Source organism: Deltaproteobacteria bacterium, assembly GCA_003194485.1.
Taxonomy (GTDB): domain Bacteria; phylum Desulfobacterota; class Dissulfuribacteria; order Dissulfuribacterales; family UBA3076; genus UBA3076.
The window spans coordinates 56,186-78,465 of record PQXD01000003.1; the positions used below are offsets into that span (position 1 = coordinate 56,186).

Here is a 22,280-nt window from a genome sequence, read left to right on the forward strand (position 1 = left end):
TCAATCACCCAGTTCCAGGACTGCCTTCTGAAAGGCCATGCCCCGTTCTTCATAGTTCCTGAACATATCAAAGCTGGAACAGGCCGGGGAAAGGAGTACGGCATCACCCGGCTCGGCCAGGGACATAGCCTCTCTTACGGCTTTCTCCATGGTCTTTTTGCCGTCTTTTGTTCCGCGCACTTCGATAACCGGTATTACCTTGCTCAGGACCCTTTCAAATGCCCCGGCCTCCTCTCCCATGACAACCGCGCTGCGAATGCGTCCCCCTTTTGCAGTTTCTGCCAGTGATGAGTAATCTTCACCCTTGCCGCGGCCGCCGGCAATCAGCACTATTGGCTGCCCTATGGATTTAAGGGCACAGAGTACGGATGCCATATTGGTGGCCTTGGAGTCGTCATAATAGTCTATGCCTCCATATTGGGCCACCCACTGAAGCCTGTGGGGCGCGGCTTTGAAGCTGCGGACAACAGACTGCACGGCACCTGCACCTGCACCTGCCAGACGTGAAATAAGTATGGCGCAAGCCAGGTTTTGAGCGTTGTGCAGGCCCTTCAGTGACCAGCCTTCCAGATCATATTCCTCACATTTATTATCATGCCACATGACGTTGATCTTTTTCAGGGATGTGTCCAGCACTGCTCCGGGAACCCCGGGGCGCAGTCCTCCGAAGCAGAGCCTTCTGGCACGCCCTCTGTTCTTCCACTTTTCCAGTTCCTTGTCGTCCATATTGCGGATGGCCCAATCTTCAGGCCACTGGAAATCGTATATTACTGCCTTGCTCTCTCCGTAACTTCTGATGTCCCGGTAGCGGTCAAGGTGATCCGGGGCAAGATTGAGCCATGCCGCTATCCTGAACCTTGGAGGACGGAAGGGGAAGTATTTGACCCTGGGGAAGTAATCCAACTGGAAGCTGCTGATTTCAAGAACCGCAATAGTTTCACCGGTGTGTCTTTCAATGAACATAGATAATGGCTGCCCGATGTTCCCTGCCTTTACATGAGGCACACCGGCCTTTTCTAACATCTCATCCACGAGCATCGTGGTAGTGGTTTTCCCGTTTGTGCCGGTTATGCCGATTAAAGGCCCCTTCCAAAAAGATGCCGCAAGGGCCAGCTCCCCGACCACAGGTATATTGGACCTGCGTGCGGCCTCAAGGGCAGGGGTTTCATGCGGAACACCCGGGCTGACCACAATCAGATCGGATGAGAGGCAGGTCTCCACCTCATGTCTTTTCGTCTCCACCCTAACGCCGTTTTCGTCACACCAGTCTGCCAGTCCCTCGGGCCACCTGTCCAGTGGATTCAAGTCGCTGCACGTGACTTGCGCCCCCTGGGAGACGATCCATCCGGCAGCCGCCTGTCCGGATACACCCATGCCCAGTACTGTTACTTTCCTGCCTTTCAGTTCCACTCAATCACCAAATATTTACTCACCAAATCCCTTTCCTATCTCAACTTGAGAGTGCTGACTGCAACCAGCCCCAGCAATATGGAAATTATCCAGAACCTCACGATGACCTTTGGCTCTTTCCATCCCTTAAGCTCAAAGTGATGATGGACAGGTGCCATACGGAAGATCCTCCTGCCTCCTGTTGCCTTGAAGTAGAAGACCTGAAGAATTACGGATAATGCCTCAGCTACAAAGACTCCGCCCACAATTACAAGCAGCATCTCCTGCTTCGAAAGTACGGCCACTGTCCCAAGGGCGCCGCCTGCGGCAAGGGAACCTGCATCTCCCATGAAGATCTCTGCAGGATATGTATTATACCAGAGGAAACCCAGGCCCGCTCCTACCATGGCGCCACAAAACACTGCAAGCTCTCCTGCGCCGGGGACAGAAGGAATCCTGAGGTACTGGGCAATAGTCGAGTGGCCGGCCAGGTATGTAAACAAGGTATAGACCGCTGCGGCCACTATGAAGGGGCCGGCAGCCAGCCCGTCCAGCCCGTCGGTCAGATTTACGGCATTAGAGGCCCCGACGATCACAAGCAGGGCAAAAAGACCATACATGATTCCGAGATCGGGCCGGAAGTTCTTAAAAAAAGGGATGCTGAGATGTGTGTCCCACTTCCCATGTGCAGCGATTATCCATGCAGCCAAAAATACAAAGACTGCCTGGCCAAGAAGTTTCCATCTGCCCGGCAGCCCAACACTGTTCTTTTTTCTGATCTTCAGCAGGTCGTCTGCAAGGCCTATTGCGCCGTAACCGACAAGAATCAAAAGGCTTATCCACACGTAAAGATTACCGAGGTCCGCCCACAGGAGCGTAGCGATCACGATGGACCCGACGATCAATATACCCCCCATGCTCGGTGTACCGGCCTTTGCACGATGTCTTGCCGGTCCGTCGTCCCTGATGATCTGCCCCATCTGCATTGCACGCATACGTCTTATGAACCAGGGGCCGAGGAACAATATTATCGAAAGGGCAGTAACAGCCGAATATATCGTCCTGAACGTAATATAACGAAAGACGTTGAATACGGGCCACAAATCGTGGAGAGGATACAGCAGATGAAAGAACATAACCTATCCTCCTCCCAGATGCCTGATAAGGGCATCTGCTGCCTTCTCAAGGCCTACGGCCCGTGATCCCTTTACGAGTATAATTGCCGGGGAAGGCATGCAATCAAGAGCGTCTGATTCTATCCATGAAAGCAAATCCTCCGTGTCGGGGAAGATGCGGATAGCCTCTTGCGAAATACCCGCCTTTTTTGCAGCCCCGGAAACAGTATCAGCAAACCGGCCTGCTGAAACTAAAAGATCAACCCCTGTTTGGGCTGCAAGCCGTCCGAGATCCTGATGAAACTTGCGAGCGGCATTGCCGAGTTCCAGCATGTCTCCCAGGATCGCTATCTTTTTCTCGCCCCTGCTCCAGAATTCGAGGGTCTCAAGGGCCGCTCTCGCAGAACCGGGATTTGCATTATAAGAATCGTCTATCAGCCTCCATCCGGATCCAAGATTCTTCAGAAACAGACGGCCCGGAACCGGTTTCACTTCCTCAAGCCCCTGCTTTATACTGACCGGCTTCAGCCCCACTGCATGGCCTGCAGCCGCGGCTGCAACGGCATTCTGCACGTTCGCCTTACCTATGAGGGAAAGATCGACAGAGAGCCTGCTTCCCGCGATATCCAGGTCCAGCAGAGTGCCATGCTCGACCGGGGTCCAGGACAGGCAAGTGATTGCAGCTTTGAGCTTTGAGCTTTGAGCTTTGAGTTGGGGATTGGGTGTCAGAGAATAACCCACTATCCGGCACGTCAGATCTTTTGCCCCTTCAGTAACCAGTGGGTCGTCAAGGTTCATCACTGCCACACCCGTCCGGGGAAGGGCTCTCCAGAGTCCCCATTTTTCTTCGGCCACTTCTTTTATGCCCCCCAGGCCGACAAGATGGGCAGGCTGTATGGTAGTAATAAGGCCCGCTTGCGGCTGAGCGATTTCGCACAGCCGGGATATCTCTCCGGGCCGGTTCGTTCCCATCTCCAGCATTACCCAGGAGTCATCGGTTTTGGCCGAAAGCAGGCTGAGGGGAAGTCCGATAAGGTTGTTGAAATTCCCCGGGGTCTTAGCCACTTTCCATTTCTTCCCCAGGATCGAGGAAATCAGTTCTTTTGTTGTGGTCTTGCCGCAACTACCTGTAATGCCGATCACCTTGATTCCGAGGTATTCCCTGTACCATGATGCGAAGTCTCCCAGGCTCTTCAAGGTATCCTGAACTTTCAACAGGACCGGACGGGATCGAGGGCTGAAAGCCGAAAGTCCAGGGTCAGGAATCGAACTGACTACGGCACCAACGGCGCCTTTTCTTATGGCTTCGAGGACAAAGTCATGGCCGTTGAAGCGGTCCCCTGGAAGCGCCCAGAATATATTCCCTGTTCTCACCGATCTGGAATCTGTTGATACGCCATGGATTGATATGTCAGGATCACCCGAAAGGACTCGGGCTCCAATGGCCTTTGCCACCTGGGAGGCCTTTAATCGAAATCCCTGATCCTCAAGAACCTCTACTTTTGACTCTTGTCTTTTATTCCCTGAACCCTGAACCCTGAACCCTGAACCCTGAACCCTGCCTTTTGACCCAAAGGCCTCTTTCAATACCTCTCTATCGTCAAAGGCAAATCGCCCGCTGCCGATTATCTGGCATGTTTCGTGGCCCTTCCCTGCCACCAGCAGGCAGGCGCCGGGGCGCGCTCTTTCCGCCGCCCATGATATGGCGTCCCTCCTGTCCGGAATTACCTTCACTTTTGCTCTGTTTGCAGGATGATGAGGCGGAAGGTCCCTGAGGCCGTTCAACATCTGCTCGAGTATGGCAAGAGGGTCTTCAGTGCGGGGATTGTCAGAGGTCAGCACAACAATATCCGCGAGTGAAGCCGCTGCCTGCGCCATAAGAGGACGCTTACTCCGGTCCCTGTCCCCACCGCAGCCGACTACGCAAATCACGGGCCTGAATCCTAATGTAACAAGGCTGTTCAGGACACATTCAAGGGCATCAGGTGTGTGAGCATAATCTACAAAAGCAGTCACTCCATTGGGAGTGCACACAGGATCGAGTCTCCCCGGAATGCGCGTCACTGATTCTATACCGGCCTGAATATGGTCCGTATCTATCCCGAGGGCGATTGAAGCCGCTACTGCTGCAAGGATGTTATAGAGATTATAGGAACCCGTAAGCCTGGATCTGAAAGAAACAGGCCCTCTGGGCGTGACAAGCCTGCCTGTTATTCCATCAATATTGATGGACTGCGACTCAGGCCTCACCTCGGCCTCAGGACTGAGACCATAACTGATCTTTTCTTTTTGCAGAATCTCCCACAGTCGCCTTCCATGGAGGTCATCAATATTAATAATTGCCGCACCAGAGGGATGCTCCAAAAACAGTTTTGCCTTAGCCCGGAAATATCGTTCCATGTCTTGGTGATAATCCAGGTGATCGCGGCCCAGATTGGTAAAGACAGATGCGGCGAAACTGCACCCGGAGATCCTTCGCTGGTCAATGGCATGAGAAGATACCTCCAAGGCCGCCGCTTTTACTCCTTGTTCCAGCATATCTGCCAGAATCTTTTGCAGTCTTACGGCATCCGGGGTGGTGAGTTCGGAAGGTACCTCCACACCTCCATGTCTCCTGTTTATAGTCCCTATTACACCAGGGTTCAGTCCGGCTTTGCTGAAGATTCCTTCCATGAGATATGTGATCGTGGTCTTACCATTAGTGCCCGTAACGGCTACGAGGTCCATTTTTTCACTGGGGTTTCCATAAAAGGCACTTGCCAGGAGGCCGGTTGAGAGCCTGGGATCGTCAACCCCTATAACAGGAAGTGTTCCAGGTACGGATTCGATATAATAACGTCGGGCGTCCTGGCCCGGCACTAACAGGACAGCGGCTCCTTTCTCTACGGCATCACTGATAAATTGTCTTCCGTCAAATTCAGTGCCTGGAATTGCCGCGAATACGTATCCCTGCTTCACCTGCCTGGAGTCTGCGGATATGCCCGTGATTTTTACGTCATCAAGGTCCGATGGAGAAAAAACGGTGGGCCTAACAGGTCTGAGCACTCCCAACATATCCCGTAATGCCCTTTCGTTCTGCATGTTATTAGACATCACTTGCACGTTATGTTGCAGACCTTCACGCCCTTAAGGGGCATTCCTGATCTTGGTTTCTGCGCGACCACGGTCCCTGCGCCCTTGAGTTTGATAGAAAGGCCTATGGATTGCAGAATGTCCATTGCCTGTCTTGCGGATTTTCCCTTGAGGTTTGGCATCATGGATAGATCTTTTTTGGTTTCTTTGCTTTTTGCCGTTTGCCATTCGTCGTTCAAAGGTATCTGTGCCGCCTGTTTTACCACCAACAGTGCCCGGCCTAAAGTGCCCCGGCGCTTACGAGGGTCAATTTTTACGCCATCGAGAAAACCAATATAACTTACTTTGGGTGATCTGTCGGGCCAGAATCCCAGAACCGTGACCTGGGCCGGAGATCGGATGGATATTCGTCCGGCCTGTCCATTCCACCTGATGCTCGCAAGAGAAGGCCCTGACCTGACTGCGAGATTTTTCCGCGATCTGAGCATAAGCTCTTCTGTTAACCATGGGACTTTGACCTGCCTCTGGTCCTTCACGGAAGACTCGGATGGCGGGAATTCCTTACGGCCTTTCTGCAAGGCCAGGTGTGGCGTTACCAATATATTTCCATTTATCAGTGCTGAGAAGGCCCTGAGAATCTGGATCGGGCTGGCTGTAATGCCTCGGTATAGTAAGCAGTTCTGCAGCCCCGGCAGGACTGAAGACAGGCTGCCCTGACCTTCAGCCGGAAGATCAATACCTGTCGTCTGGCCAAATCCCAGACCCCAGAGATCCCTTGACAGGCCATCGTAAGAGACAAGGTCTTTCAGCTCCTGTCCAGTCCAGGGACTCCACAGGACCACACCTTCATCCAAGGTCTCCCATTTACACTTGCAGGCCGTTCGGTCTGGAGATTGGTTTTTTGATTTTGGCTGCTCACTTTGTTCAAACATCCAGCTCAAGAGAGTCACAAGGACTATTGGGTCGACATCATCCTGCAGGGAGTAATTTGTAATGTTCGTCGCAGGCAGCTCCCAAAAACGTCCCGGGTCCCAGGAGGGCTTGCTGGCCATGGCGAGAATCTCGCCGTTTTCAACGCTCATTATGACAAGACAGCCCTTATCGGCCTTAAGTCTTCTAAGTTGCCTGTCAAGCTCCCTTTCTGCCAGTGCCTGAATGTCTTTTTCGAGGGTAAGTATAAGTTCCTGCCCGCCCGGATAAGTCAGGGATATATTCGTATGGCTCAAAAGGCTGTTGTAAGTGTATTCAACTCCCTCGAGGCCTCTGCCGCCGCGATCGATAAACCCCAAAACCGGAGAAGCCAGTGAACCGCAAGGATATACCCTTTTATATTCGGAAGGCCTTGCCAGGCCGCAGTCCTTCTTACGGCTCACGGCGAATACCGCTCCTGCCCTGTCAAGAATTATGCCCCTGTACAAGGGGCTTTTCGGGGAATAGTAGTCACGGCTCCGTTGCCGGGAAAACTTGGAGGAATCAGCGTCATCTTCGCTATTGACATTATTGCCCTGCCAAAAGCAGCCAACAAACGGTGCGGTAAAGATCACAAGACCTGCCAGGCCGAAAAGAAACAAAATTCTCTTATTTTTATAAGGAAAACTCATTCAGATCTCTGTCAATTAAGTGATATTATCTGTCTGTCGGCAGGTGGATGAAGTCCCATTTTTTTCCCCAGCTTTTCCAAGCGGCTTCGTGCTTTGAGCCGGTCCACCTGAGTGCTGAAATCCTGATATTGAGCACTGAGACGGCCCTTCTCAGCCTGAAGGAGCTCTATATCCTTTGCTGTTTTTCGTGTCTGGTGAGCAGTCCAGAACCCCAGAGTTAACAGGACAGCCAGGGCAAATATGATAGCGATTGCCATTTGACGGGTTGTCTTGAGTACTTTTGAGAAAGAAAGGCCGGTGCCGGTTCTGTTTTTTTGTGCCATTGGAACATATGAACGTCTCTGAGGTATTCTGATCGTCGCTGGTCGAGGACTCATCTCTTTTCCTCCTGAAGCAGGCCTTGCAAGGGATCCGCTACATTGATTTTAATTGGGTTGCGCCAGCAGTTCTATACATTGAGCTACTCTCAGTTTGGCACTCCTGGCCCTGGGATTAATGCGTATCTCCTCAGGGCCCGGTACCAGAGGTTTCTTGGTCAAGGGTTTCAGTCTGTTATCTTCTCTGAAAGCGGTCTTTACCAGACGGTCTTCAAGGGAATGAAAAGAGATAATACACAGTCGTCCCCCAGGTTTCAGGCAGGACGGGAATGTATTAAGGGCCTCTTCAAGGTCGTCCAGCTCTCTGTTCACAGCGATTCGAAGCGCCTGGAAGGTCCTCGTGGCGGCATGAATTCGGCGGGGATGGTATTTCCTGGGAATGGCATTGGCAACCACCTTTGCCAAGTCCGCCGAGGTCAGAATCGGGGCGGTCTTCCGCCTGTCACATATGCATTTGACAATTCTCTTTGCCCATCTCTCTTCTCCGTATGTCTGGATAAGCTCGGTCAATCTTTCTGCCGGAAGCTTGTTGACCAGATCGGCAGCAGTCACTGCGCCGGAGAGATCCATTCGCATGTCAAGGGGCTCGTCTCTGGAAAAACTGAAGCCCCTCCCGCTGTTTTCCAGGTGGAAGGTGGAAATTCCGAGGTCCATGAGTATCCCGTCAACTTGCCCTATTCTGTTGGATAAGAGGATATCATGGAGATGGATAAAGTTGCTGTGAATCAATCGAATTACCCCTTCTCCAAATGGGCTCAACCTGGATTTGGCCCGCTCCAGGGTTTCTATGTCACGGTCAAGGCCGAGGACCAATTTGATCCCGGGGTACCTTGTCAACATGGCCTCCGCATGGCCTCCCAGCCCCAGTGTTGCATCAACATAGATCCCTCCGGACCCCGGCGAAAGACTATCCAGTACTTCAGAGACCATTACAGGTACATGTCTGGTCTCCTTTTCAGCCACTGGCCCCGAATTTAGCAGTGATACTGCTGCTGTACTCGTCAAAGTTATCCCTCGTTTTTCGCAACTCTTTGTCCAGGTTATCCTTGTTCGAGACCTCGAAGTAAGTAAGCATGCCCGAGAGGACCACATCCTTGGTAAGCCCCGCTTCTTCACGGAGCCTCAGAGGGATCAATATCCTTCCCTGGCCGTCCAAGGGACATTCCGCTGCTGCTCCCAACAAATACCTTTTAAAGGCGACGACCTCAGGAGGTCCGAATTGGAACCGGCTGAAATGCTCTTCTATTTTTCGCCATTCTTCAAAAGGATAAGCTGCGAGACAGGAGGGCAGGTTGGTGACTATCAACCGGCCATCGTATTTTGCCTGCAAGACCTCTCTGAAACGGGCCGGGATGCTGAGACGGCCCTTGGCGTCTAAGACATGGGCCGACCTTCCCCTGAACATTGCCTTTTACCCCACTTTATCCCACCATTTTCTAACATTTTTTAATATATTGAAATAAGAAATTGTCTGTCAAGAGAATCGAGAGACAATTTAATATAAATATTACAGTATGTTATATAAATAGAGCCACGGTTTCCTCTATTTTTCTGCGATTATCTTATGAAAACAGTGATTCTTAAAAATTGAGATGGAACCATATAAATCACCTCTGATTTTTGTATCGGGAAACAGTATCATATACTTGAAACTTTTGAAATATTTTTTTGATTATTATTTGGTGATTAATAAGAAAAAGACTGGTGGTTTAAAGTGGGGGAAGATGGAAGAGCGGTTTGTGATAGATCAGGTTTGATTTCTTTTCTGGGCCGGTATTTACGTCGGCGTTGATACTGATCTACCGCCCTGTTGTGTTCATCCAGGGTCCGGGAAAAATAATGTGTTCCGTTGTTTTTTGAAACAAAATAGAAATAATCCTTTTTTGATGGATAGAGAGTCGCCCTGATGGACTCCTTACCCGGATTTGAAATCGGCCCTTTGGGGAGACCTTTGTTTACGTAAGTGTTATAGGGGGTGGCTTTTCTGAGGTCTTTCCACCTGAGACGGCGCTTCCTTACCCTGGTTTCCACAAGTATCCCGTAATGAACGGTTGGATCTGCCTGGAGAGGCATATTCTTTTTTAGCCGATTCCAGAATACACAAGCAATTAACGGCCTTTCCCATGATTGCATAGCCTCTTTTTCCACTATGGAAGCAAGTATTACTATATCGTGGACTTTAACACCCAATTCTTCTGCTCTGCTGCTGAATCCTTCTGAATTCCATACTCCCCAGAAACGGTTAACAAAGGTTCGGAGCATCTCAAGTTCCGTGGCGCCCTTGGTCAACTGATAGGTATCAGGGTAAATATAGCCCTCAGCACTATCAGCCTCTATGCCAAGGGTCTTCAAGATCTTACGGTTCCTTGCCACCTTGAGGAATGAATCGCCGGATGTCAATTTTGCATTTTCAAGAAGGCCGTTTATTTGAAACAGGTTATAGCCCTCGGGGATGGTGACAATATACTGGCGGGTCTTTCCCTGGACCAGATAATCCAGGATCTCTACAGGCGTTTGGGTCGGGGAAAGTTCGTATTCCCCTGCCTGGATCCTGGTTGTTGCATTTCCCCACCAGGCAAGGATATAAAAATACCTTTTGGATTTTATTAAGCCTTCTGCCTCAAGTAGCTGTACTGCCGAGGAGAAGGTGCTCCCTGTGGGAATTATTATGATCTTATTTTTTCCCGTTTCCGAAACGGGCAGGGTACATCCTTTCCATATCTGATAACCGGACAGAAAGATTAAGTAGAGCAAAATTGGCAACCAGAATTCACGTATTATGCGCATATTCTTTAGATCGGATTTTTCAACAGAATCATGTTCAGGGTTTTTGTAATGCAATCAGGTCATTAATAATAGAGAATTGTAAATATTCTTATGAACCCGTCCGTGGTCCACTGCGCAGACCGTTCACTGGCAGGGGATATTTCTTTTCACTTAACACTTCAGCCCCTTGTTTTCTTAAGGCTTTTGACATGGGGGAGTCTTGCCCCCTCCCCGTTCTCCTTCGCTGCGCTCAGGAGCCGGGGTTTCCCCCACAGCAAAAGCCAAGAAAACTACGGGGGCTTCCGTTAAACTGTTCAAAGAAATATCCCCTTCCCGTGAACGGTTGCCATCCGTGCCCTGCCGCAGGAGCGGTTTGCCTTTTGCAGGGTTTCGATCGCGGGCCAAATTGCACTGCCCCTTTCGGTCTGCAATGAGTGAGCTTTGAAACCCGGAAAAAGGTAACCGCTTCAAGGCAGGATATATTAGAATATTTACGAAGAATCTTTCGGTCAGCCTGTAACATCTCTGATATCTTTAGGGCTGATAGCCCCCTCCCGTATAATTTCAGGAGGATCAATACTTACATCTATGATCGTGGATGGAGGCCCTCCGGATACAGGACCCCCATCCAGTATATAGTCAGGGGGTGTAGACCGTAATTGATCCGCAACTTCCTCGGCTTTACAGGCGGCAGGGTGTCCTGAGAGGTTTGCACTGGTAGCGGTCACGGGGTTTCCCAGGATTGTCACCAGTGAATGTGCCCATGGATGGCTGGAAATCCTTACACCTACCTTGCCTGTATCCGCACAGAGCGGCCATGGCAGCCCGGGTCTGGCCGGTAAAAGCAGGGTCAAGGGGCCCGGCCAGAGACGCTCCATCAAGGCAACCGCTGCCGGCGGAACCCGGCTGGCCAGATGGATGAGATCCGAGGTATCTGAAATGAGGACCAAGAGCGGCTTGTGTCTCGGCCTTTTTTTGATTACATATATTCGTTCAAGGGCTTCTGTTTGAATTATTGAGGCCCCAAGCCCATAGCTCGTTTCGGTGGGAAAGGCTACTACTCCGCCCCTCTTAATTATATCCGCAGCCAGCCGGATCAATATGCGGTCAGGTGACTGTACCATATCGTAATTAAAAAACAAGTAAGCGCTCACGGGTAAATATTCTTATGAACCCGTTATATCCTGCCTTGAAGCGGTTACCTTTTTCCGGGCTTCAAAGCTCACTCATCGCAGACCGGAGATGCGGTGCAATCCGGTCCGCGATCGAAACCCTGCAAAAGGCAAACCGCTCCTGCGGCAGGGGGCACAGATGGCAACCGTTCACGGGCAGGGGATATTTCTTTGAACAGTTTAACGGAAGCCCCCGTAGTTTTCTTGGCTTTTGCTGTGGGGGAAACCCCGGCTCCTGAGCGCAGCGAAGGAGAACGGGGAGGGGGCAAGACTCCCCCATGTCAAAAGCCTTAAGAAAACAAGGGGCTGAAGTGTTAAGTGAAAAGAAATATCCCCTGCCAGTGAACGGTCTGCGGAATGGACCACGGGTTCACCGGATATTTACGCTCACGGAACGTTGGAACTGGAAAATGGGAATTGGGAATTTGGCCTTTACGCTTTTGTTTCATCTCTGCCGAATTTCTAATTTCCAATCTCAAGTTCCTCTATCTCTTTTGCCTGGGCCTCTCTGTATTCCTTCAATTTCCTAGCAAGGTCCCGGTCTTCCAACGCCAGGATCTGAAGTGCCAACAAGGCGGCATTTTTTGCTCCGGCTTCTCCTATTGCCATGGTTGCAACCGGAACGCCGGGCGGCATCTGGGCAGTGGAAAGCAGGGCATCAATTCCGTTCAGTGCCGAATTGCCTACCGGCACCCCTATCACCGGAAGGATCGTATTCGCTGCCAGGGTGCCGGCCAGGTGCGCGGCCATTCCGGCGCCGGCAATCAGGACCTTTATCCCTCTGGCCTCTGCCTCCCCGGCGTATGACGCGGTAAGCCCGGGGGAACGATGGGCCGAGGCAACCCTCAACTCACAGGCTATGCCAAACTCGTTCAGAATATCCCTGGCCGCTTCCATAACCTCTTTGTCACTGAGACTTCCCATGACAATGCCCACCTTGGCGGTGCTGCCGGTATGCCGGTTTCCCGGCATACCGGCAGCACCGGACGTGTGTCTGAGAGCCTTTTGGCCGATATCCCTTCTATAGTGCATCCCCTCCCAGGAGATCTGTCCAACTGCTTCATATGCAAGGTCTATCGCCTCTGAAATAGTATTCCCGAGTGCCGTAACCCCCAGGACCCTTCCGCCGGATGTGACGAATCGATCTCCATCCTTGGCAGTCCCTGCGTGAAAAACCATCACGTCTTGCATCTCAGCCACTTTTTCCAGCCCGTGAATAACCTTGCCTGTCTCGTAATTTCCAGGATAGCCTCCGGAGGCCATGACAACGCAGACGGCAGTCCTTGGATCCCACTCAAGTTTTATTTCATTCAGCCTGCCTTCAAGTGCTGCCTCAAATATCTCCATCAGGTCAGTGCGGAGTCTCATCAGGATCGGCTGGGCCTCAGGGTCACCGAACCGGCAGTTAAATTCCAGGACCTCTGGTATGCCATCTCTAATCATAAGCCCGCCGTAAAGCACTCCCTGATAGGGCCTTTTTGCCTTTGCCATGGCTTTCACAGCGGGCCTCATAATGTTTTCCATAATATCGTCAAACAGGGCGCTGCTTACCACTGGTGCCGGAGAGTAGGCACCCATACCGCCGGTATTGGGCCCCATGTCATTATCAAATACAGACTTATGATCCTGGGAAGTGGCAAGGGGAAGGACTGTCGTCCCGTCGGTTACAGCCATGAAGGAGGCCTCTTCTCCGGTGAGAAATTCCTCTACTATAAGTCGATTGCCTGCTTCGCCAAAGACCTTTTTGCGAAGGATAAGATCTATTGCCTCCTCCGCCTCGGCAAGGCTATGAGCAAGCAACACCCCTTTGCCGGCCGCCAGCCCGTCCGCCTTTATTGCAACAGGCACTCCAACTATGCTCTTGACATAATCAAATGCGGCATCCGGATCGGTAAAGACCTTGTAGGACCCTGTTCGAATGCCTGCTTCAGTCAGCAGTTCCTTTGAAAATACCTTGCTGGCCTCGATCTCAGCAGCCGCTTTAGTGGGCCCGAATACTGCAAGTCCATGCTTGCTGAAACTGTCTGCCAGGCCCTCAACCAGGGGGGCTTCCGGGCCTACAACCGTCATATCGATACCTTCCTTTTTGACAAATGATACAAGGCCGTTAATGTCAGAGACCCTTAAGGATATGCAGGCGGCATGTTGACTTATGCCGGAATTTCCGGGCGCGCAGAATACTCTGGAAATTTTGGGACTGGATGCCAGCTTCCAGCAAATGGCGTGTTCACGTCCTCCGGAACCTATTACCAGGATTTTTTTCTGATCCATAATCTTCTCTTCCCCCTGTGTTTTTTTAAGAACAAGGCAGGCTAAAACTATCCGTATGATATAAAGGTGTCAACGCCTGTTCTGGTGATCTATGCTCTCAGATATCTGGCGTTCGGGATAGTTGCGGTTTAGATTTGATAATGTTTGGGTAATCGCAGGATCATTGTGATTGTAATACCGTAATCGACGCCGATCTTGCTTGGCTGGAACGTAAATATTCTTATGAATCCGTGGTCCACTGTGGAAGTTGCCATCCGTGACCTGCCGCAGAAGCGGTTTGCCTTTTGCAGGGTTTCGATCGCGGGCCGGATTGCACTGCCTCTCCGGTCTGCGATGAGTGAGCTTTGAAACCCGGAAAAAGGCAACCGCTCCAAGGCGGGACTATAACGGGTTCTCCGGATATTTACGCTGGAACGGGATAAATTGTTTCAGGGAACCAATAACAAAAGGCAGAAGGAATATGTACGCAGAACTTAAAAGAGCATTGAATGATATAGCCGCAGAAAATAGCTTACTTGAAAATGAAGTGAACATCACTGCAAAAATCCTGACACCCGAAGAAGCCATAGGCAAGACGGAAAGGAGGGATTTTCCCCTGCTTCAAGGCAGGGAATCTTTGATCCAGGCTGATTTCAAAGGGGCCTTGGGGCAGGCCTTTACTGACACCCCAAAGACCTTCAGAGGCAGACTCAAGGAAATACTCAAATTAAGATTAACGGATAACGGCAAGAGAGCGCTCTTTGTCGCTACGCTGAACGCACTGTTACGATATAAGTGTATAATTAACGACACCGTTCACTGCAAAGACAACGGGCCTGAATTATGCGCCGGGGAAATGGCCGGGGCAATCATTGAAAAATACGGACCTGATATCAACATCGGAATTGTCGGCTTTCAGCCGGCTATAATAGATAATTTTTCCAAGAGGTTGTCTGCGGAAAATATGAAGGTAACAGATTTTGATAAAGATAACATTAACAGGATTAAGTATGGGGTGCCTGTCTGGGATGGCAGAAAAATGACAGAAGAACTCATTAAGACCTGCGACGTCATCCTGGCTACAGGCTCAACAATAGTAAATGATTCCCTGTCTCAGTTGATCTCTCTTTCAGGCAAATATCAAAAACCACTTTATCTCTATGGCACGACAATTGCCGGGGCCAGCAAACTCCTGAATCTGAAAAGGCTGTGCTTTCAATCTTCTTGAGCGGACATTCATAGCGGTTATCATCCCGAATTATGCAGCAGCCAATTTTACCAAATCTGCTTTGTTGTCAGGCACTTGAAGTACAAAAGTACGTCTGCGTGCCTTCCGCCTCGCATCTTTGGCAAACTTGGCTGCTGCATAATTCGGGATCATATCACGGCGAGAAGATCTTCTGCCATTTCATCCGCCTCCGTATGAGATTGTCATCTATCCTGCCCCGCGTTTGCATTTTTTTCTTGACAGAAAAATCAAGAACTGATATTGCGCATACGTTTCAATTAAGGAATACCTTCCTGGATGTAATCCAAGATAGAATACAAGAATTTCCTTTTGACATGCCGACACGATTTTTGTGTTGTGATATCTGGGGACTAAGGAGTGATCATGAAACAAAGGGGTGGCGCTTACGACCCGTTCGACTGCAAACACTACCCGGAGGCCGATGTGGTCATGAGGCCAGGCATGCCTCTCGCTATGGCCTGCACTGGTGAAAAAGCGCGTATCGTAATGCTCGCAGGCGGCAGGGGGATGCACCAGAGGCTGACCAGCATGGGCTTGGGTGTGGGATCGGAGATCGAGATAATCAGAAGGGGGTCCCCGGGGCCTTTTCTGATAGCGACCGGCAATACGCGTCTTGCTATAGGGGCGGCTATGGCCCATAAGATCATGGTTATTCCAATGGAAAGGGAAATCGAATGACCATGGATAAAATAAGGCCAGGCCACGGGTTGTTAATGACCGCTTTTTCTCTTTCTTGCAGGATGGTCTCCGGACACTGAAAGTACTCCAAGAAAAGAAAGGCCAAAAAGTGCCTGATATTCGGGAAATCACCTGGGTGTCAGAGACGGGTTCTACCAATGACCTTGCCAGAGAGAATTTTCAAAAAAGAGGGATTCTGTGGCGCTGTTTTGTTGCCGGCTCCCAGACCAGGGGCAGGGGTAGGAAAGGCCGGAACTGGATTTCTCCTCCCGGCACCGGCCTGTATCTGTCGATTGCTGTGCCAAGGCCCGGAATTCTGGAGGCCTGGCTCCCTCTAACCTGCGCCATTGCCTCATCGGCCGCCATACAATCCATTCTCACCAGGTCCCGCTGTGCCAGGCCGCCTTCTATTAAAATAAAATGGCCCAACGACCTGTATATTGAAAATGGAAAGTTGGCAGGTATGCTTTGCGAACTGGCAGACGGATCCGAAAGTCCTGCCTGGATAATCGGAATAGGCATAAACATTTGCACTCCGAAAAATGCCTTCCCGGAACATCTCAGGGAAAAGGCGTGTTCCATATCAAGCGCTACGGGTTGCCGGGTCTCCCGAGACTCCCTGCTTGAAGAACTGCTCGTTCATCTCTCTTTCTGGCTGGGAAAGATATATGAAGGCAATGTCTCGGCTATTTTGAATTTTATTGAAAAAACAGAAATAATGGGCATAATTCAGGGATCAGAAACCGGGCGGATCTCCAGCCACAGGCCCGCACAGCCTGACACAGGCGACCAGATCGCTGAATCAAGGATAATACCGCAGATGCAGACAGATATCCGCAGGCTACAATCGTCAAATCGTCAAATCGTCAAATCGTCAAATCGTCAAATCGTCAAATCGTCAAATCCGCTGGGTATCACCATGGGCTGTCCGGCGGGAATCGGTCCTGAAATCATTATAAAGGCATTCGCTGCCAATCCTGAATGGCTGCTTTCACCTCCGGCAGTGGTCATAGGGGACATGAATATACTTAAAAAGGCATCAAGGGCGCTTGATATCGACATTCCCCTTAAGTCCTGGGTGCCTGGAGATCCCATTTCCGGCAGTGCGATACATGTGATTACACGGACAGACCTTAATGCCGAGGATATCCTTTGGGGAAAGCCGAACCCAGTCACTGGAAAGGCCTCTTTCGAGTATGTCACTGAGGGCATCAGACTCTGCCTGGGAAAAAGTCTCTCCGGCCTTGTGACCGGCCCTATCAGTAAACTGGGCCTCAGGCTTGCCGGCATCTCCTACCCCGGACATACCGAGATATTGGCCGACAGGACCAACACGGAAAGATATGCAATGATGCTGGCAGGCGACAGGCTCAGGGTAGCCCTTGTGACCATACACTGCCCCTTGAGGGAGGTGGCGGACAGCATCAGCACGGAAAAGATTTTTCAAGTAATTTTCCTTACGGATTCCTTCTTAAGAAATGAACTCGGCATAAAAGAGCCGGAGATTGCCGTGGCCGCACTGAATCCACATGGAGGCGAGTCCGGGATGTTTGGCAAAGAAGAAGAGCATATCATATCGCCCGCTATAGAAATGGCCCGGGGAAAGGGTATAGCGGCCAATGGGCCTTATCCTCCTGACACAGTGTTTTATCAGGCTGTCAATGGGAAATTCGACGCTGTAGTCTGCCAGTATCATGACCAGGGGCTGATTCCCTTTAAGCTCATTCATTTCAGAGACGGGGTCAACCTGACCTTAGGCCTTCCGATAACCAGGACTTCAGTAGATCACGGGACTGCATATGACATCGCCGGTACCGGAAAGGCGGATTGTGCCAGTCTTGAGGCGGCAATCAGACTCGCATCGAAGATAGTGGAAAAGAGAAAAGAAGGTCCATAAAAAAATATGAACCAGCACGGCGGCGTGCCATCCGATCAGGCGCCGTTTTTCTTCTCCCACCGGTAAACCCGCATGGGAGGGATGTTGAAAAGCTCAGCCTCCACTTGCCCGGAGCCAAGGATGGGTCGGCACAGGGAGGCAACCCGCTTGCTCACCTGATATGCTACAAAGCGCCCTCCCGGAGCGAGCGTCGACGAGACGGACTCGATAATTTGAGATCCAAGGGCGTGGCTCATGGTGGAAAAGGGGATGCCGGAAATTACAACCTCGGGAGGGGCCATTCCATACGTGTGGAGAATTTCTTTTATCTCTGTGGCACTGCCAAGGTGAACCTTCAGACGGTCGTCTTTTATGCAGTTTAGTATGGCGTGGAAATTCGGATTGATCTCTATGCACAAGAGCCTGGCGTGCGAAGTCATGGAATGCAGTATGGCCCTGGTCGTGCCCCCGGTGCCAGGACCCAGTTCCACTATAGTCTTTGCTGAACGGACTCTCGCTGCCTCTACGGTGCGACGTTCGAGAAAGCGGGAACTCGGGATTATCGAGCCGATCTGAAAGGGATGCTTCAGAAATTCCTGAAAGAAGATGGACCGGCCATTCAATAAGGTGCCAAGTGGCTTGAAATTTGATGCCTGTATAGTCAGATCCTAATTATACTGCGAGTGTTCCAGTTCAGGCCAACATCCGCCGCGCCTCGCATTTTCCGTTTTCGTTGATGTTTCACCTCATGGTCACTCATGCACTTTACCAGGTTTTTAGCCTATAACTTACTGTTTTTTTATATCTATGGCGGTCCCAAGGGGAATCGAACCCCTGTTTCTGGCGTGAGAGGCCAGCGTCCTAGACCCCTAGACGATGGGACCGGGAGTGACGGGAGGCAAATTAAAGGTCTGTACCAGTTATGTCAACCCTAAAGGGTAATGGTTGCATTTTCAAGGTCCGAAAGTTCCCGGTCTTTATCAGACAGCAAGGGCCGCGAACCACGGTGATTCTGTGCCTCTTATTTCAATGGTCATCGGGTATTTCCCATGCGTCAGCCCTTTTCAAGAACCGATATGTGCCGCCTCATCCACCACAGGATTATCAGTCCCGGGAGAGCCGCCAAGGTGGTGACGAAAAAGAACTGCGCCCATCCCAACCATTTAACTACAAATCCTGACGGCGGGCCCACAAAGATCCTCCCCAAAGAGGCAAGGGCTGAGAACATGGCATACTGGCTTGCGGTAAAACGATGGTTGCAGAGTGCCATAAGAAAGGCCACAAAGGCTGCTGTACCCATACCCCCGGATAGATTTTCAAAACCGACTGCAGCAATCATTGCACAGTAGCTCTTGCCGATCCAGGCAAGCAGCATGAAGGAAAGATTGGATACCGCCTGCAACACCCCGAAAAACATGAGCGCACCAAAGAGTCCGATCTTTGTCATCAGCCCTCCCCCCAACAAGGCACCGCCAATAGTAGCAACGAGACCAAACCCCTTGTTTATAGTCCCTACGTCAGTAGGACTGAAACCGATCCCGCGGATGAGAAAAGCGGTAGTCAAGGTACCGGCAAAGGCATCCCCGAGCTTGTAAAGTACAATAAGTACCAGCATGGAAATGGCTGCAGTCCTTGAAAAGAATTCCTTTAAGGGGCCGGAAATAGCTTCAGGTATGCTCCCGGGCGGGGAAGGCGCAAGCCTCGGCTCAGGGCCGGCAAGAGTTGCAAAGATTCCCAATGACATAATGCCTGCCATTAAAATATACGTGTTTTGCCAGCCTATGCGATCTGACAGGATAAGGGCCAAGGCGCCGGATACCAGCATGGCAATTCTGTAGCCGGTAACTGACAGTGCAGCGCCAAGACCCCGCTCTTTCTCCTCCAGCACATCAGTCCGATAGGCATCGATTACGATATCCTGGGACGCAGAACTAAAGGCGACCGTCAGGGCAAGGCAGGCCATAAGGAAAGGAGTGCTTGACGGGGAGACAAAGGCCATGGCGGATATCCCTGAAACCAGGATCACCTGAATGGGCAATATCCAGCCCCTGCGTCTTCCCAGCCAAGGAAGAGAAAAGCGGTCCATGACAGGGGACCAGAAAAACTTTAATGCGTATGGAATGCCCGCAAGGGAAAAAAGGCCGATAGTGCGGATGTCAACACCATCCATTGCAAGCCAGGCCTGTAATGTGCCGCCCGTAAGGGCCAAAGGGAGCCCTGAAGCAAACCCCATGGGCAACATGACTGCCAGCCGCCTGGAGGCAAGGAACCGGATCAAATATCTGAGGCGCGAAATACTACGTCATCTCCGACAACCTGACCAGCTTTTCGTAGTCGGCATTCACACGCTGCTGGATGTGGGCGATATGTTCTTCATCCAGATGGCGAAAGCGACGCTGGCCTTTCAGATATTCCTGAACGGGCTTGGGTTTTGTTATCTTGCGGCTCATGATATAGCGTCCTTCGATAACTTCATACAGGGGGAAGACCCTTGTCTCCACGGCCAGCCTGGCAAACTCAATGGAACGCTCAGGCGCCGACCCCCAGCCAGTGGGGCAAGGTGAGTATATGTGTACGTAGGCAGGTCCTTTGACCAGGGCCGCCTTTTTTACCTTGTTCATGAGATCCAGGAAATAGGCGGGAGAAGCCGTAGCAACATAGGGGATGTTGTGGGCCACTGCTATTCCCGGTACGTTCTTTTTCCAGGTGACCTGGCCGAAGCTCTTTTCCCCTGGTGGGCTGGTGGTTGTCATGGCCCCGTATGGTGTGCAGCTGGAGCGCTGGACTCCAGTGTTCATGTACGCCTCATTATCTAAACATATATAAGTGAAGTCGTGGCCCCGCTCAAAAGCACCGGAGATCCAGCCAAGACCTATATCACTCGTTGCACCATCCCCTCCAATTGCCACTATGTCTATATGTCTTTTAGGGACCTTGCCCTTGCGTCTCAGGACCTTCAGGGCAGACTCTATTCCCGACGCCACGGATGCCGGGTTCTCAAAAGCAATGTGGATCCATGGCACTTTCCAGGCAGTCTGCGGATACGGAGTGGTAATGATCTCCATACAGCCCGTGGCCATACAGACAATAACATTTGGTCCCAGGGCCTTCATTGCCATCCTGAGGGCCAGGACCTCACCGCAGCCTTGACACGCCCTGTGGCCCGGTGCAAGCAGCTCTTCCTTGGGGAGATTTTTCGCCTTAAATCGTTTGAATTTTTCGAATTCAGGTATCATTTTTCACGCACTCCGATCACTTCATACAGTTCTTTTGGACGTTTCCTGGCAAATACCATGGACTTGTCTACCATTTCCTCGAACCGCTCAACTGTTACATCCCGTCCGCCAAGCCCGGCAATGAAATTGAAAATCTTGGGGGCCCCGGGTACCTTGTAGAAAAGAGACCTGAGCTCAGCGCCCACCGGGCCGCAGATTGCGCCTGGGGGCAGGCAGCGGTCCACTACTGCCAGAATTTTTGCCTTTCCGGCAGCCTTCCGGAATTCCGGCCCTGGGAACGGACGCCACAGACGGATTCTTGCCAGCCCTGCCTTTTGCCCTTTATCCCGCATGGTATCTACCGCGGTCATGGCCGTCTCTGAAATGCTGCCCATTGTGACCAGCAAAACCTCGGCATCTTCAGAGCGGTAAGTCTCGATCGGATTATACTGACGCCCGAAAAGGTCGGCGAATTCCTTCCAGCCCTGGAGTATCACCCTCCTGGATGCCTTGAGGGCCTCGTTGTGCGCGACCTTTGCCTCTGAATATACCTCAGGAATACCTACAGGACCCATGGTGATGGGCCTTCTGGGATCCAGGCGGTAACGGGGCTTGAAGGGCGGAAGATACTGATCCACCTCCTCTTGGCTCAAGAGCTCTACAGCCTCGACAACGTGACTCAAGGTGAAGCCGTCAATGTTTACAATCACCGGCAGGGACACGCGCCTGTCTTCAGCCACCCTGAAGGCATGAAGAGTCAGGTCAAAGGCCTCCTGGCCGTTTTCCGCAAAGGTCTGTATCCAGCCGATGTCCCTCTGGCTCATTATATCCTGGTGGTCGTTCCAGATACTTATGGGTGCAGACAATGCACGGTTCACTACAGCCATCACTATTGGAAACCTCATCGGACCGGGTATGAAGAGGATCTCGCTCATCAACAAGAGACCCTGGGAGCTGGTTGAGGTAAAGGTCCTGGCCCCGGCTGCTGAAGAACCGCAGCAACAGCTCATTGCTGCATGCTCAGATTCTACCGGGACGAATTCAGCATCTATTTCACCATTTGCTACTACTTCCGAAAGGTGTTCCACAATATGGGTCTGAGGGGTAATGGGATAGGCAGGGATCACATCTACATTCGCCAGCTTTACCGCCTCAGCTAATGCAATTGATACTTCAATTCCCACGCGTTTGGCCATGATCATCCCTCCTCCGGGACTATTGTTATGGCATCTTTGGGGCACTCGTGGGCGCAGATGCCGCAGCCTTTACAGTACTCCATGTTTACCTCAAAGAAGCCGTCTTCAGTTTGAGTGTAGGCCATATCAGGACAGTATATCCAGCACATACCACACTTGATGCACTTTTCTCTGTCAATGACCGGCCTTTGAGACCGCCAGTCGCCCGTCCTGAATCTGGCCGAACTGCCCGGCTCCATCACGTGACACCCAAAGGTTATTGTCTTCCAGCCTACAATGGCATCGGTATCGGCCATTTTGTCACTCCTTCGCTATATCTTAAAG

Annotated in this window: 19 protein-coding genes and 1 tRNA gene; 3 read left to right on the forward strand and 17 right to left on the reverse strand. The window is 51.3% G+C overall.

Annotated elements, in window-relative coordinates:
• The 11 genes from murD to C4B57_02565 form a co-directional block, all read right to left on the reverse strand.
• Window positions 1-1,410 (reverse strand): UDP-N-acetylmuramoyl-L-alanine--D-glutamate ligase, encoded by a 1,410-nt coding sequence (gene murD / locus C4B57_02515; GenBank protein ID PXF55517.1) that lies wholly within the window; start codon window positions 1,408-1,410, stop codon window positions 1-3.
• A gap of 35 nt (window positions 1,411-1,445) precedes the next feature.
• Entirely contained in the window at window positions 1,446-2,525 is a 1,080-nt protein-coding gene (locus tag C4B57_02520) for a phospho-N-acetylmuramoyl-pentapeptide-transferase (GenBank protein PXF55518.1), read from the reverse strand.
• Window positions 2,526-2,528: 3 nt separating this feature from the next.
• Window positions 2,529-5,597: a UDP-N-acetylmuramoyl-L-alanyl-D-glutamate--2,6-diaminopimelate ligase gene (locus C4B57_02525; protein ID PXF55519.1), complete on the reverse strand. Its 3,069-nt coding sequence runs from the start codon at window positions 5,595-5,597 to the stop codon at window positions 2,529-2,531.
• Complete coding sequence (locus tag C4B57_02530; protein PXF55520.1) at window positions 5,597-7,177, reverse strand: hypothetical protein; 1,581 nt, start codon at window positions 7,175-7,177, stop codon at window positions 5,597-5,599. The genes C4B57_02525 and C4B57_02530 overlap by 1 nt, the downstream gene beginning before the upstream one ends.
• Window positions 7,178-7,188: 11 nt before the next feature.
• The gene (locus C4B57_02535; GenBank protein ID PXF55521.1) at window positions 7,189-7,554 is read right to left on the reverse strand and encodes a hypothetical protein; all 366 of its coding nucleotides are present in this window, start codon (window positions 7,552-7,554) and stop codon (window positions 7,189-7,191) included.
• A gap of 48 nt (window positions 7,555-7,602) precedes the next feature.
• Window positions 7,603-8,646: a 16S rRNA (cytosine(1402)-N(4))-methyltransferase gene (locus C4B57_02540; GenBank protein PXF55522.1), complete on the reverse strand. Its 1,044-nt coding sequence runs from the start codon at window positions 8,644-8,646 to the stop codon at window positions 7,603-7,605.
• On the reverse strand, window positions 8,510-8,959 hold the full coding sequence (gene mraZ / locus C4B57_02545) for a division/cell wall cluster transcriptional repressor MraZ (GenBank protein ID PXF55523.1): 450 nt from the start codon (window positions 8,957-8,959) through the stop codon (window positions 8,510-8,512). The genes C4B57_02540 and mraZ overlap by 137 nt, the downstream gene beginning before the upstream one ends.
• Before the next feature lie 281 nt (window positions 8,960-9,240).
• Window positions 9,241-10,395 (reverse strand): endolytic transglycosylase MltG, encoded by a 1,155-nt coding sequence (gene mltG / locus C4B57_02550; GenBank protein ID PXF55524.1) that lies wholly within the window; start codon window positions 10,393-10,395, stop codon window positions 9,241-9,243.
• Between the two features lie 120 nt (window positions 10,396-10,515).
• Entirely contained in the window at window positions 10,516-10,725 is a 210-nt protein-coding gene (locus tag C4B57_02555; GenBank protein ID PXF55525.1) for a hypothetical protein, read from the reverse strand.
• A gap of 104 nt (window positions 10,726-10,829) precedes the next feature.
• Window positions 10,830-11,444 carry a threonylcarbamoyl-AMP synthase gene (locus C4B57_02560; GenBank protein PXF55622.1) on the reverse strand — a complete coding sequence of 205 codons (615 nt, stop codon included), beginning with the start codon at window positions 11,442-11,444 and terminating at the stop codon, window positions 10,830-10,832.
• 510 nt (window positions 11,445-11,954) lie between these two features.
• The gene (locus tag C4B57_02565) at window positions 11,955-13,763 is read right to left on the reverse strand and encodes a phosphoribosylamine--glycine ligase (protein PXF55526.1); all 1,809 of its coding nucleotides are present in this window, start codon (window positions 13,761-13,763) and stop codon (window positions 11,955-11,957) included.
• Between the two features lie 460 nt (window positions 13,764-14,223).
• Here C4B57_02565 and C4B57_02570 point away from each other — a divergent pair, with 460 nt between their 5' ends.
• The 3 genes from C4B57_02570 (at window position 14,224) to C4B57_02580 (ending at window position 17,566) form a co-directional block, all read left to right on the forward strand.
• Entirely contained in the window at window positions 14,224-14,970 is a 747-nt protein-coding gene (locus C4B57_02570) for a hypothetical protein (GenBank protein ID PXF55623.1), read from the forward strand.
• Window positions 14,971-15,354: 384 nt separating this feature from the next.
• The gene (locus C4B57_02575; protein PXF55527.1) at window positions 15,355-15,669 is read left to right on the forward strand and encodes a ferrous iron transport protein A; all 315 of its coding nucleotides are present in this window, start codon (window positions 15,355-15,357) and stop codon (window positions 15,667-15,669) included.
• A gap of 55 nt (window positions 15,670-15,724) precedes the next feature.
• Window positions 15,725-17,566: a hypothetical protein gene (locus tag C4B57_02580; GenBank protein ID PXF55528.1), complete on the forward strand. Its 1,842-nt coding sequence runs from the start codon at window positions 15,725-15,727 to the stop codon at window positions 17,564-17,566.
• 35 nt (window positions 17,567-17,601) lie between these two features.
• Here the strand turns inward: C4B57_02580 and C4B57_02585 are convergent, their stop codons facing one another.
• From C4B57_02585 to C4B57_02610, 6 genes are all read right to left on the reverse strand, one after another.
• Window positions 17,602-18,204, reverse strand: a complete 603-nt coding sequence (locus tag C4B57_02585) for a methyltransferase type 12 (GenBank protein ID PXF55529.1) — start codon at window positions 18,202-18,204, stop codon at window positions 17,602-17,604.
• 149 nt (window positions 18,205-18,353) lie between these two features.
• Window positions 18,354-18,429 (reverse strand) — tRNA-Glu (locus C4B57_02590).
• A gap of 170 nt (window positions 18,430-18,599) precedes the next feature.
• Complete coding sequence (ampG, locus tag C4B57_02595; GenBank protein PXF55624.1) at window positions 18,600-19,787, reverse strand: muropeptide transporter AmpG; 1,188 nt, start codon at window positions 19,785-19,787, stop codon at window positions 18,600-18,602.
• Between the two features lie 55 nt (window positions 19,788-19,842).
• Entirely contained in the window at window positions 19,843-20,781 is a 939-nt protein-coding gene (locus C4B57_02600) for a pyruvate synthase subunit beta (protein PXF55530.1), read from the reverse strand.
• Window positions 20,778-21,956 carry a pyruvate ferredoxin oxidoreductase gene (porA, locus tag C4B57_02605; protein PXF55625.1) on the reverse strand — a complete coding sequence of 393 codons (1,179 nt, stop codon included), beginning with the start codon at window positions 21,954-21,956 and terminating at the stop codon, window positions 20,778-20,780. The genes C4B57_02600 and porA overlap by 4 nt, the downstream gene beginning before the upstream one ends.
• 2 nt (window positions 21,957-21,958) lie before the next feature.
• A complete protein-coding gene (locus C4B57_02610; GenBank protein ID PXF55531.1) occupies window positions 21,959-22,252 on the reverse strand; it encodes a pyruvate ferredoxin oxidoreductase in 294 nt (97 codons plus the stop codon).
• Window positions 22,253-22,280: the final 28 nt, after the last annotated feature.